11 protein-coding genes and 3 riboswitches are annotated in these 12,104 nt (G+C 43.6%); all 11 genes read right to left on the bottom strand.

The annotated features are described in order from the left end of the window. Nucleotides 1-21: 21 nt before the first annotated feature. The 11 genes from purF to guaA all read right to left on the bottom strand — a co-directional run bounded on the left by purF (nt 22) and on the right by guaA (nt 11,882). Nucleotides 22-1,431 (bottom strand): amidophosphoribosyltransferase, encoded by a 1,410-nt coding sequence (purF, locus tag NSQ41_RS17395; RefSeq protein ID WP_339210489.1) that lies wholly within the window; start codon nt 1,429-1,431, stop codon nt 22-24. Continuing rightward, nucleotides 1,416-3,632 carry a phosphoribosylformylglycinamidine synthase subunit PurL gene (gene purL, locus NSQ41_RS17400; protein WP_063388824.1) on the bottom strand — a complete coding sequence of 739 codons (2,217 nt, stop codon included), beginning with the start codon at nt 3,630-3,632 and terminating at the stop codon, nt 1,416-1,418. Before purL ends, purF begins: the two co-directional genes overlap by 16 nt. Beyond that, nucleotides 3,616-4,299 carry a phosphoribosylformylglycinamidine synthase subunit PurQ gene (gene purQ, locus NSQ41_RS17405; RefSeq protein WP_063388825.1) on the bottom strand — a complete coding sequence of 228 codons (684 nt, stop codon included), beginning with the start codon at nt 4,297-4,299 and terminating at the stop codon, nt 3,616-3,618. The genes purL and purQ overlap by 17 nt, the downstream gene beginning before the upstream one ends. After that, nucleotides 4,296-4,550, bottom strand: coding sequence for a phosphoribosylformylglycinamidine synthase subunit PurS (purS, locus tag NSQ41_RS17410; protein WP_063388826.1), 255 nt, complete (start codon nt 4,548-4,550; stop codon nt 4,296-4,298). The genes purQ and purS overlap by 4 nt, the downstream gene beginning before the upstream one ends. After that, nucleotides 4,538-5,269 carry a phosphoribosylaminoimidazolesuccinocarboxamide synthase gene (purC, locus tag NSQ41_RS17415; protein WP_063388827.1) on the bottom strand — a complete coding sequence of 244 codons (732 nt, stop codon included), beginning with the start codon at nt 5,267-5,269 and terminating at the stop codon, nt 4,538-4,540. Before purC ends, purS begins: the two co-directional genes overlap by 13 nt. An 89-nt stretch (nt 5,270-5,358) precedes the next feature. Further along, complete coding sequence (purB, locus tag NSQ41_RS17420; protein ID WP_339197742.1) at nt 5,359-6,657, bottom strand: adenylosuccinate lyase; 1,299 nt, start codon at nt 6,655-6,657, stop codon at nt 5,359-5,361. A gap of 47 nt (nt 6,658-6,704) precedes the next feature. Next, on the bottom strand, nt 6,705-7,826 hold the full coding sequence (gene purK, locus NSQ41_RS17425; RefSeq protein ID WP_339210491.1) for a 5-(carboxyamino)imidazole ribonucleotide synthase: 1,122 nt from the start codon (nt 7,824-7,826) through the stop codon (nt 6,705-6,707). Continuing rightward, on the bottom strand, nt 7,819-8,307 hold the full coding sequence (gene purE, locus NSQ41_RS17430) for a 5-(carboxyamino)imidazole ribonucleotide mutase (protein WP_339210493.1): 489 nt from the start codon (nt 8,305-8,307) through the stop codon (nt 7,819-7,821). Before purE ends, purK begins: the two co-directional genes overlap by 8 nt. Before the next feature lie 164 nt (nt 8,308-8,471). After that, nucleotides 8,472-8,573, bottom strand: a riboswitch (purine riboswitch). A gap of 185 nt (nt 8,574-8,758) precedes the next feature. Further along, nucleotides 8,759-10,084 (bottom strand): NCS2 family permease, encoded by a 1,326-nt coding sequence (locus NSQ41_RS17435; RefSeq protein WP_339197745.1) that lies wholly within the window; start codon nt 10,082-10,084, stop codon nt 8,759-8,761. Next, the gene (locus tag NSQ41_RS17440) at nt 10,062-10,223 is read right to left on the bottom strand and encodes a hypothetical protein (protein ID WP_157727845.1); all 162 of its coding nucleotides are present in this window, start codon (nt 10,221-10,223) and stop codon (nt 10,062-10,064) included. The genes NSQ41_RS17435 and NSQ41_RS17440 overlap by 23 nt, the downstream gene beginning before the upstream one ends. Beyond that, nucleotides 10,222-10,323: riboswitch (purine riboswitch) on the bottom strand. Its footprint overlaps the gene before it by 2 nt. 38 nt (nt 10,324-10,361) lie before the next feature. Further along, nucleotides 10,362-11,882, bottom strand: coding sequence for a glutamine-hydrolyzing GMP synthase (guaA, locus tag NSQ41_RS17445; RefSeq protein WP_066252101.1), 1,521 nt, complete (start codon nt 11,880-11,882; stop codon nt 10,362-10,364). Nucleotides 11,883-11,996: 114 nt separating this feature from the next. After that, a riboswitch (purine riboswitch) is annotated at nt 11,997-12,098 on the bottom strand. Nucleotides 12,099-12,104: the final 6 nt, after the last annotated feature.

Genomic DNA, 12,104 nt, shown 5'->3' on the forward strand with positions numbered 1-12,104 from the left:
ATCCTCCTTCGGTCTGTCATATTAGCCTTTCTCATGAGGAAGAATCGTATCTTCATAAATGTCTGTCGGATATTTTCCTGTAAAACATGCCATACATTGCCCGCGAAATTCACCTTCATATTTCCTTCCGATCGCATCCAGCATCCCTTCTGTGCTTAAGAAAGCAAGACTATCGGCGCCAATGATGCTGCGAATTTCTTCTACAGTATGAGAAGAAGCGATCAGCTCCTCATGAGTGGAGGTGTCAATACCGTAATAGCAAGGGTTGGCAATCGGCGGTGAACTGATGCGGACATGCACTTCCGTTGCCCCTGCTTCCCGCAGCATCTTGACAATACGCTTCGATGTCGTTCCTCTTACGATTGAGTCATCCACCATGACAACCCGTTTGCCTTCCACTACCCCGCGGACAGGGGAAAGCTTCATTTTCACTCCTTGCTCTCGCAATGATTGGGACGGCTGAATAAACGTACGGCCGACATATCGGTTTTTAATTAAACCGAGCTCGTACGGTATACCGGATGCCTCGGCATAGCCGATCGCCGCAGATATGCTGGAATCCGGAACTCCAGTCACTACGTCCGCCTCTACAGGCGCTTCTATCGCAAGCCGTTTGCCAAGATTTTTTCTTGCAGTATGAACATTTATTCCTTCCACATTGCTGTCAGGGCGTGAAAAATAAACGTATTCCATCGTACAAATCGCACGGTTAATCGTTTTGGAAAAACGTTCGCTTTTCAGTCCTTCACCATTGATGATGATAAGCTCGCCAGGCTCAACGTCCCTTTCTAGCTGAGCTCCAACAGCATCAAAAGCGCAGGTTTCCGAAGCGACAACATATGCATCACCGAGACGTCCGATAGATAAAGGACGGAGTCCGTTCGGATCAAGGGCAATCATCATCTCTGTTTCCGTCATGATTAAAAAGGCGTATGCCCCTTTAATCATCGTAAGCGCGTTTTTCACTTTATCTTTTAGCTCTAAATAGCCGCTTCTTTTAATTAAATGAGCAAGAACTTCTGTATCTGACGTTGTTTGAAAGATGCTTCCTTGATTTTCAAGCTGATGCTTCAATCCGGAAGCATTCACTAAATTTCCGTTGTGAGCTAATGCGAGACCGCCTTGCTCCGATCGAAAAAGGAACGGCTGGACGTTTTCATAACCGCCTCCTCCAGCCGTCGCATAGCGAACATGGCCAATAGCTCCTGTTCCTTTTAAGTTGTCTACCCCATTGGCAAACACTTCTGTAACAAGTCCTTCCCCTTTAAACCCTGTCAGTTTTTCGCCGTCTGTTACGACAATCCCTGCCCCCTCTTGTCCGCGATGCTGAAGGCTGTGCAGACCGTAATAAGTGATTTGAGCAGCGTCCCTATGACCCCATATGCCGAATACACCGCATTCTTCATTTAGCCCCTTTATTTCAGCAAGCATGGGATAGCTCCTTTCCAAGCTTGTTCTAACTCTTCCACTGATGCTTGAATCAATGTTTCTCCATTGCCGTTGACAATTTTAAGAATTCCGCTGTTTGTGACCGTTCCGATAGCTTCAGCTTGAACAATCTTTTCAAACGCCTCTTTGTTTTCCGGTTTTACGGAAACGACGATGCGGGACTGGGATTCGCTGAACAGCCCTGCCAATGCATCACCGTTGATCGTTATTTCCGCTCCAAGACCCGTTCCGATTAAGCATTCACTTAGCGCAACGGCCAGGCCTCCTTCGGCAACGTCATGAGCCGACTGGACAAGCCCTTCTCGAATGGCAGCTAACAGCTGATCTAAACGTTGCTTCTCTTCTTCCAAGTCAATTTCCGGCGCTTTGCCAAAGATCTTGCCTTCAAGCATTTTTTGCAATTCACTTCCAGAAAATTCTGGTTTTGTCTCACCGAGCAAATAAACGATGCTGCCCGCCTCTTTAAATGATTGCGTTGTAATATGATCTGTATCTTCAATAAGTCCGACCATCCCGACAACCGGAGTTGGATAAATAGCTGTTCCGTTCGTTTCATTGTACAAGGAAACATTTCCGCCAATGACAGGTGTATTTAAAGCTAAGCACGCTTCGCTCATGCCGTCCACCGCTTTTTCAAGCTGCCAAAAAATCTCCGGTTTTTCCGGACTGCCGAAGTTTAAACAGTCTGTAATAGCGAGCGGCACCGCTCCTGAACATACGATGTTTCTTGCTGCTTCACTAACTGCAATTTTTCCGCCGACTTCTGGATCTAAATATAAATAGCGTGAGTTGCAATCGGTTGTCATCGCCAAAGCTTTTTTCGTCCCTCTGATTCTTAGGACAGCCGCATCAGAACCGGGCGCCACGACAGTGTTCGTCCGCACCATATAATCGTATTGGTCATATACCCACTCCTTGCTGGCTATCGTTGGCTGTTTCAGCAATGCAAGAAGCGTTTCTTTGTAATCGTCAACTTTTGGAACATAGGGCGGCATGCTTTGAAACTGGCGATAATATTCTGGTTCTTTAGACGGTTTATAGTAAACAGGCGCATCTTCCGCAAGCGCATCAACAGGAATTTCCGCAACGATTTCTCCTTTATGAATAAGGCGCAGCATCTTGTCATCTGTAACTTTCCCAATCGGTGCAGCCTCCAGATCATATTTTTTAAACAGATCAATGATTTCCTGCTCCCGCCCTTTTTTAATTACGAGAAGCATTCTTTCTTGCGATTCGGATAACATCATCTCATAAGGAGTCATTCCTGCTTCCCGCTGAGGAACAAGATCCAAGTTCATTTCAATTCCTGAGCCCGCCTTGCTCGCCATTTCTGCCGATGAGCTTGTAAGCCCCGCTGCTCCCATATCTTGAATGCCGACAAGTGCATCAGATTTGATTACTTCAAGGCAAGCTTCCAAAAGCAGTTTTTCCATGAAAGGATCTCCAACTTGAACAGCCGGACGCTTTTCTTCGGAAGCTTCCGACAATTCTTCGGAAGCAAATGTAGCTCCGTGAATGCCGTCTCTTCCGGTTTTGGCTCCGACGTACATCACTGTATTGCCGACACCAGTTGCTTGCCCTTTTTTGATATCTTCATGGTTTATGAGTCCGACACACATCGCATTGACCAGCGGATTTCCTTCATAGGAAGCGTCAAACTGCACTTCTCCTCCAACGGTTGGAATTCCGATACAGTTACCGTATCCGGCAATGCCAGCGACAACTTCTTCAAACAAATATTTGACACGCGGGCTTGTAAGTTCCCCAAAGCGAAGAGAGTTAAGGAGAGCGATTGGTCTGGCTCCCATCGAGAAAACATCGCGAATAATGCCTCCGACTCCTGTTGCTGCACCTTGATACGGTTCGATTGCAGAAGGGTGGTTATGGCTTTCTATTTTAAAGACGACGGCTTGATTGTCGCCGATATCAACAATCCCTGCTCCTTCACCAGGTCCTTGCAGCACACGTTCTCCTTTTGTTGGAAACTTTTTTAATACTGGTTTTGAATTTTTGTAGCTGCAATGCTCTGACCACATAACAGAAAAAATTCCAATTTCCGTGTAATTCGGCAATCGTCCTAATATTTTTTCAATGAGGGCAAACTCCTCATCACTAACTCCCATTTGCTTATAAATTTTGTCGTTTTTTATCATTTCTGGACTTGGTTCAAGAATTTGTGACATGAGCTTCCCTCCAACTTCTTACAATCGATTGAAACAATTTCAACCCGTCTGTATTTCCTAAAAGTTCGCTGACTGCCCGTTCCGGATGCGGCATCATTCCAAGGACATTGCCGCGTTTATTTACGATGCCTGCAATGTTATTTAAGCTTCCGTTCGGATTATCTTGATACGTAAAAACAATTTGCTTGTTTGCGATTAACTCTTCAAGAGTTTTTTCATCACAATAATAATTTCCTTCCCCATGTGCGATCGGAATGGTGATAATCTCGCCCTTATCATATTTGTTCGAAAACATCGTTTCGTTGTTTTCCACCTTTAATTTCACAGGGCGGCAAATAAATTTCAGCTTCTCGTTCCGTCTCATGGCACCCGGAAGAAGACCAGCCTCAAGCAAAATCTGAAACCCATTGCAAACGCCAAGTACAGGCTTCCCTTCATCTGCAGCTTTCACAACTTCCTTCATAACATTGGCAAAACGGGCAATGGCTCCGCTGCGCAAATAATCGCCGTATGAGAAGCCGCCAGGAAGGAGAATGCCATCGAAGCCACTTAAATCTTGAGCGTCATGCCAAACGTATTCGACTTCCTCTCCCAGTTCGTCTTTAATGGCATGGTACATGTCAACGTCACAATTGGAACCCGGAAAAACGATCACGGCAAATTTCACTTGACGGCTACCTCCTCTATTTCATAACGGTAGTCTTCAATCACAGGATTTGCTAAAAGCTTTTTACACATTTCGTCGACAATCTCTTCGACATTTCGATCCGTTTTTCCGATTGCTAGCTCCATGTACTTCCCGATCCGAACATCTTCCACTTCGTTGAAATTCATTGAATGTAAAGCATTTTTCACCGCATTTCCTTGAGGATCAAGCACACTTTCACGCAATGTAACATATACTTTTACTCTGTACATGGAACTGTACCTCCTAAACGTTTTAAAATTTCTTTATAAGCATCCGTCAAATTGCCGATATCCCGGCGGAACACATCTTTATCAAGCTTTTCATTTGTATGTTTGTCCCAAAGTCGGCACGTATCAGGGGAAATTTCATCTGCAACAACAAGCGTTCCGTCGTTTAGCAAGCCAAATTCAAGCTTAAAATCTACTAGTCTCACGTTTCTTTCATGAAAATGCTTCAATAAAATATCGTTTACTTTGAAAGCTAATGTTTTTATTTCATCCAGCTGCTCTTTATCCGCAAGCTCTAGTAGTTCAATATGGAAACTGTTAATTAAAGGGTCTCCCAGGTCATCATTTTTATAGTAGAACTCAATGATCGGCTTTTTAATCTCAGTTCCTTCGGCAATGCCCAATCTTTTGGACAAGCTTCCTGCCACAATATTACGTACAACTACTTCAATCGGAATGATTGTCACCCGTTTGACAAGCTGTTCATTTGACGAAATTTTTTGAACAAAATGGGTCGGAATGCCGTGTTCATTTAACTTTTCAAACAGCAAACTTGAAATTTCATTGTTTAGCTGTCCTTTGCCTACAATCTCAGCTTTTTTCTCCCCATTAAACGCGGTAGCGGAATCTTTATAATAAACAAGAAAAATGTTGGGATCGTCTGTTTCATAAATTTTTTTCGCTTTTCCTTCGTACAGCAATGAGCCCTTTTGAACGGTCATGATCATGCCTCCTAATGCGGAATATTGGCCTTTCATTTTATGTCAAGGGGCAGGGCAGTTTTTCGATTTGCCGAGCCCCATTTGGACATCTATTGTTCTAACCCGCAGCGTTTAAAAATGTAATCCACATTTTTCAAATGGTAATTGTAATCGAAGCAGTCATCGATTTCTTCTTTCGAAAGCTCTGTTGTAATTTGTTTTTCCGCTTCGATCAGCTCTCTAAACGGAACTTGGCGCTCCCACGCTTCCATCGCTTTCGGCTGAACTAAATCGTATGCTTCTTCACGTGTCATACCTTTATTGATTAGCGCAAGCAAAACCCGCTGTGAGTAGATCAATCCCAGCGTTTTCTCCATATTGCGCTTCATATTTTCCGGGAAGACCGTCAAGTTTTTCACAATATTGCCAAATCGATTTAACATGTAGTTCAACGCGATCGTAGCATCTGGCAAAATGATGCGCTCTGCCGAAGAATGAGAGATGTCGCGCTCATGCCACAATGGAACATTTTCGTAAGCCGTCAGCATCATTCCGCGAATGACCCTTGCCATTCCTGTCATGTTTTCCGATCCGATCGGATTGCGCTTATGCGGCATCGCAGATGAACCTTTCTGTCCTTTGGCAAAAAACTCTTCCACCTCGCGGGTTTCGCTCTTTTGCAAGCCGCGAATCTCAACTGCAAACTTTTCAATCGATGTAGCAATTAAAGCAAGCGTAGCCATGTACTCGGCATGTCGATCACGCTGCAATGTTTGCGTCGAAATCGGCGCCGGCTTTAAACCGAGTTTTTCACACACATACTGCTCCACAAACGGATCGATGTTGGCATAAGTGCCGACTGCTCCGGAAATTTTGCCGACTTCAATCTCTTCTCTTGCGCGTTTAAACCGCTCTAGATTTCGCTTCATTTCTTCATACCATAGCGCCAATTTCAAACCAAACGTTGTCGGTTCTGCATGCACCCCGTGCGTACGCCCCATCATGACGGTGTATTTATGCTCCAACGCTTTATCTCTTAAAATAGCGATGAAATTTTCCAAGTCTTTTTGTAAAATTTCGTTCGCTTGCTTTAGCAAATAAGATAAAGCGGTATCCACGACATCAGTGGAGGTCAATCCGTAATGCACCCATTTTCGTTCGTCGCCAAGCGTTTCTGATACAGCACGGGTAAACGCCACTACGTCGTGCCTTGTTTCCTCTTCAATTTGCTTAATTCGGTTCACATCAAATGAAGCACGTTCACGCAGTTTTTTTACATCTTCATTCGGGATCACACCAAGCTCCGCCCACGCTTCACATGCTAAAATCTCCACTTCAAGCCAAGCTTTAAAGCGGTTTTCTTCCGTCCAAATCGCACCCATTTCAGGACGTGTGTATCGTTCAATCATTCCTGCAACCTCCTATTGATCTCTCCGTCTTGTTTATGAATAGCTTGTCAAACATTCCAAATTTGAGTGGATTCGATATATGTCAATAGTTCCTCAATTTCATCACTGAAGAACGTAATATGTCCCATTTTTCTGTTGATTTTTGCCTCCGCTTTTCCATATAAAAATAATTTCCCTTTTTTCAGCAGCTCTTCGTTTTTCAACACAGGCTCTAGATGCTGGCCCAGTATATTCACCATAATTCCTTGATGAATGAGCTTCGTGTTTCCGAGAGGCAATCCGCAAATCGCGCGAATATGCTGTTCAAACTGCGATGTTTCACATAAATTTAATGAATAATGACCTGAATTATGAGGCCGGGGGGCGAGCTCATTTATATAAATTTCATCGTTTGCCACAAACATTTCAACTGCCAGCGTTCCAATCAGCCCAAGCTTCGCCGCCAATGTTTTTGCTGTTTCCTCCGCCTGTTCCTTCAACGAATCAGAAATTCTTGCAGGTACAATGCTTTCGTGCAAAATATTGTTAACATGAATGTTTTCGGCAACAGGCAATGTGCTGACTTCACCTGTCACGCTTCTAGTGACAATAACCGAAATTTCTTTGTCGAACGCGATCCATTTTTCCAATACACAGCGTCCGTTCTTCAACAAAGCTTTTGCTTCTTCTATATCTTCTTCTTGCTTTAGTACAAATTGGCCTTTCCCATCATATCCTCCGCGGCATGTCTTTAAAACACTCGGGATGCCTATGTTGGATACGGCTTGATAAAAATCATCTTCTGATTCAACGACTTCATACGGCGCAACTTTCACACCAGCGTTCGCCACAGCTTCCTTTTCCGTCTGGCGATCTTGTGTAATGGCGAGCAGTCTGCTTCCTTGAGGCAAGTAGGCGTTTTTCTCAAGCCAAGTTAACGCCTCGTAATCAATATTTTCAAATTCATACGTTATACAATCGCTCACCTTCGCAAGCTCTTTGATTGCATCCAAATCATCGTAACGGGCTGTGATTTCAATGTCGCTCACTTGGCCGCATGGAGAATTCGGTGTTGGATCAAGCACCGCCACACGATATCCCATATTTTTGGCAGCGATAGCCATAAATTTGCCTAGTTGACCGCCTCCAATGATTCCAATTGTACTTTGAGGCAAAAGTTTTTTATACAAGCTGATCACTGCTTTCCATGACGTTTTTTCTCATATTTTCTCGCCGTTGTTCAAGCTTTTGCTGAACATCAGCATCATTGATCGACAAAATTTGCGCCGCTAACAGACCAGCGTTCACTGCGCCCGCTTTTCCTATCGCCACTGTTGCAACAGGCACGCCGCCGGGCATTTGCACGATCGAGAGCAGCGAATCCAGTCCGTTTAACGCGTTTGTTTTAACCGGAACTCCGATGACAGGGAGAGTTGTTTTCGCTGCAACCATTCCCGGCAAGTGTGCTGCTCCGCCTGCGCCTGCAATGATTACTTGAATTCCGCGATCCCTGGCAGTGCTTGCATATTGAAACATCCAATCAGGTGTGCGGTGGGCAGAAACAACCTTTTTTTCATAAGGAATATTCAGCTCATCTAATATTTCACAGGCATGCTTCATCGTTTCCCAATCTGAAGTGCTTCCCATTATCACTCCAACGACAGGATTCATGGCGATGCTCCCCTCTTTATTTTTAATAATAGGTTGCCACCTTCGTTAAAAATCTTGACAATAATTGAAAGGCATAAAAAAAGCCCGCTTCTGCATTTTCCCTATCAATAAGGGAAAGTAACACAAACCGGGCATAAGTAATATGTATGCTCAGTTGAAAAATCTTGCCGATTACTTTCCCTCATAGTCCAACAATTTACGGTTGTTGGGTAGAAACTTTTGGGCCATATTCCCAAGATTATATGAGGTTTTAGTTTTCATATGCTGTTTTCGACTCCATCTTAACAATGAAAAATCATTATGTCAACGATAAAATCGAACATTATTTTTCTTTAAACACCGAATGTTCGGGTTTTGATGAACCTTGATCATGATCTGTGACGTTTTCACTTCCTTCTAAAACAAAAGAAAAGGATCAGACAGCATTTCAGTCTGACCCTTCGACTTCTTATTAATTGACAAGAAAGATGAAATAAAGCAGAAATACAATCGATAAACCATACAAAATCGGATGAATCTCTTTTCCTCTTCCTTTTAGAATCATCGTGATCGGGTAGAAAATAAAGCCGATAGCAATACCGGTTGCGATGCTGTACGTTAATGGCATTGTAATCAAGATTAAAAACGCCGGAACAGCAATTTCAAACTGATCCCATTTTATATGCCCTAAAGATGATACCATTAAAACTCCGACAATAATGAGCGCTGGAGCCGTAACAGAAGATGTAATAACGCTCAATAGCGGCGAGAAAAATAAAGCTAATAGGAAACATCCTGCCGTTATAATGGAAGCAAAACCTGTCCGCGCGCCTGCCGCAACCCCTGCTGATGATTCTACATAAGAAGTGGTTGAAGATGTTCCTAAAATCGCTCCGACAACTGTTCCCATTGAATCAGATACTAAAGCTCTGCCGATTCGCGGAAGTTTATTGTTTTTCAATAACCCTGCTTGATTGGCAACCGCAACCAGCGTTCCTGCCGTATCAAAAAAGTCAACAAACATAAACGTTAAGATTACGACAAGCATTTGTAAAGAAAAAATATCTCCTAAATGTCCTAAAGCTACTCCAAACGTCGGAGCCAAGCTCGGAATTTCCCCAATAATTTTATCCGGTTTTGGAACAAGGCCAAAAATCATTCCGACAACGGCCGTAATCACCATGCCGTAAAACACGCCGCCTTTCACTTGCCGAACCATTAAAATAATCGTAATAGTTAATCCAAAAATAGATAGAAGAGTATTTCCATTCCGCAAGTCTCCCAAGCCGACAAGAACAGCGTCATCATTAACAATTATGCCTGCATTTTGAAAACCGATAAATGTGATAAACAATCCGATTCCCGCACCGACTGCATGCTTCAGCTCCGGCGGAATGGAATCAATAATTTTTTCCCGCAATCCGCTAAGCGTCAGCAAGACAAGAAAGAGACCTGAAACAAGAACACCTGAAAGGGCTGTTTGCCAAGGGATGCCGTACGTCAAAACGACAGTAAAAGCAAAGAACGCGTTCAATCCCATACCGGGAGCAAGAGCTACCGGATACCGTGCCACAATACCCATGATGAGCGTCCCGATGGCTGCAGCCAACGCGGTCGCAGTGAAGACAGCTCCTTGATCCATTCTCAATTCATTGGGAAAATCAGCAACAGAGCTTAATGAAAGCGTTGCTGGATTGACAAACAAAATATAGGCCATTGAAAGAAATGTTGTAATTCCGCCAATAATTTCCCTGCGGTAATTAGTGCCAAGTTCATCAAATTGAAAATATTTTTTCATTATAAAGTCCTCCTACAATTGGCTGTATAAAAAACTTTAAGCAAAAAAATAAGCGCTCCATTCCAAGGATGCGCTTGACCATGAGGTTGCTGAAAGCCCAATGTGAGAAAGGAAAAGGATCCTCTCCTCCTTCAGCCATCGAACCGTCAACACCTCGTAGTCAAGCTATTTACGGTAGCTTGGTAGAAACTTTCGGGCCATATTCCCGAAATTATACGAGAATGTTTATATTTATTATATAAAAATGATAATTCCGATTTATACAAGTTGGTCAGATTTATTCCCATTCAATTGTTGCCGGCGGCTTGCTTGTAATATCGTAGACAACTCGGTTCACGTGCGGCACTTCATTGACAATCCGCGTAGAGATCACTTCCAGCACTTCCCACGGAATACGAGCCCAATCTGAAGTCATGCCGTCAATTGAAGTGACAGCACGGATTCCAATTGTATGATCGTACGTGCGGGCATCGCCCATCACACCTACGCTGCGGATGTTAGGCAAAACGGTGAAATATTGCCAAATGTCCCGCTCTAATCCGGCTTTTTTAATTTCTTCTCGTAAAATAGCATCGGATTCCCGAACAATCTCTAGCTTTTCTTCCGTTACTTCTCCTAAAACCCGAATGGCTAATCCTGGTCCCGGGAACGGCTGCCGCCAAACGATTTCATCTGGAATACCAAGCTCTGTTCCAAGTGCGCGAACTTCGTCTTTAAAGAGTGTATTCAATGGTTCAATCAGTTGAAATTTCATATCCTCCGGAAGTCCGCCGACATTGTGATGCGATTTGATCGTTTGCGCCGTCTGCGTACCGCTTTCGATAATGTCTGTATAAAGTGTTCCTTGAGCAAGAAACTCAATGCCCTCCAATTTTGCCGCTTCATCATCAAAAACATAGATAAACTCGTTGCCGATGATTTTTCTTTTCTTTTCCGGGTCAGTAACACCCTTCAATTTTTCTAAAAAGCGGTCTTTTGCATCTACTTTAATGACATTCATGTTAAACCCTTCGCTAAACGTCTTCATGACGCTTTCCGCTTCCCCTTTGCGAAGGAGTCCATGGTCAACAAAAATGCATGTTAATTGCTTGCCGATCGCTTTATGGATTAAAACGGCTACAACAGATGAGTCCACCCCGCCGCTTAGCGCGCACAGCACTTTCTTATTTCCGACAGTTTTGCGGATGTTCTCTATTTGCATTTCAATAAAGTTTTCCATCGTCCACGATTTCGCGCACCCGCAAATATGGAAAACGAAATTTTTCAATAGGTCGTTTCCAAATTCCGTATGGCGCACTTCGGGATGAAATTGAACCCCGTACATGTTCCGCTCATCATTGCTGATAGCAGCAAATGGACATGATGGGCTAACGGCGTCTACTTTAAAGCCGTTCGGAATATCGGCCACAAGATCCCCGTGACTCATCCAAACGATTTGATCATCAGGCAGGCCTTCAAACAACGGCGATTTTTCCTTTACTTGTAAAGCTGCTTTCCCATATTCCCGGTGCTTCGCCTTCTCCACTTTTCCCCCGAGCAAATAGGTCATTAATTGCATGCCATAGCAAATTCCGAGCACTGGAACCCCGAGTTCAAAAATCCGCTCGTCGCAGCGAAAAGACTTTTCGTCATATACGCTGTTTGGACCCCCTGACAAAATAATTCCTTTCGGATTCATTTTTTTGATATCTTCTATCGACAGCGTATGCGGATGAAGCTCGCTGTAAACACCGAATTCGCGAATTCTGCGCGTAATTAATTGATTGTATTGGCTGCCGAAATCTAACACTAAGATCATGTCTTGGATGTTCTCCAACGTGTTCACCTCATTATTTTGATGGATCAATATATTGTTTCACATCTGACTTCAAAAAAATAGAATTCTACCGAAAAAAGGCAGAATTCTAGTACATCTACTAACTTCTGCCTTCATAGTCGGGTTATTTACGGTAACCCGGTAGAGACTCTCGAACCATATTATCGAGGATATACGAAGGAGCTTCCCGCTATGAATTTTTTC

This window comes from Aeribacillus sp. FSL K6-8210, assembly GCF_037963925.1.
In the GTDB taxonomy this organism is placed as follows: domain Bacteria; phylum Bacillota; class Bacilli; order Bacillales; family Aeribacillaceae; genus Aeribacillus; species Aeribacillus composti.

What these genes read in the sequence shown, in the direction of transcription:
- purF (WP_339210489.1), bottom strand. Translation starts at nt 1,431, where the DNA reads ATGCTTGCTGAAATAAAGGGGCTAAATGAAGAATGCGGTGTATTCGGC.
- purL (WP_063388824.1), bottom strand. Translation starts at nt 3,632, where the DNA reads ATGTCACAAATTCTTGAACCAAGTCCAGAAATGATAAAAAACGACAAA.
- purS (WP_063388826.1), bottom strand. Translation starts at nt 4,550, where the DNA reads ATGTACAGAGTAAAAGTATATGTTACATTGCGTGAAAGTGTGCTTGAT.
- purC (WP_063388827.1), bottom strand. Translation starts at nt 5,269, where the DNA reads ATGACCGTTCAAAAGGGCTCATTGCTGTACGAAGGAAAAGCGAAAAAA.
- purB (WP_339197742.1), bottom strand. Translation starts at nt 6,657, where the DNA reads ATGATTGAACGATACACACGTCCTGAAATGGGTGCGATTTGGACGGAA.
- purE (WP_339210493.1), bottom strand. Translation starts at nt 8,307, where the DNA reads ATGAATCCTGTCGTTGGAGTGATAATGGGAAGCACTTCAGATTGGGAA.
- NSQ41_RS17435 (WP_339197745.1), bottom strand. Translation starts at nt 10,084, where the DNA reads ATGAAAAAATATTTTCAATTTGATGAACTTGGCACTAATTACCGCAGG.
- NSQ41_RS17440 (WP_157727845.1), bottom strand. Translation starts at nt 10,223, where the DNA reads ATGGCTGAAGGAGGAGAGGATCCTTTTCCTTTCTCACATTGGGCTTTC.
- guaA (WP_066252101.1), bottom strand. Translation starts at nt 11,882, where the DNA reads ATGATCTTAGTGTTAGATTTCGGCAGCCAATACAATCAATTAATTACG.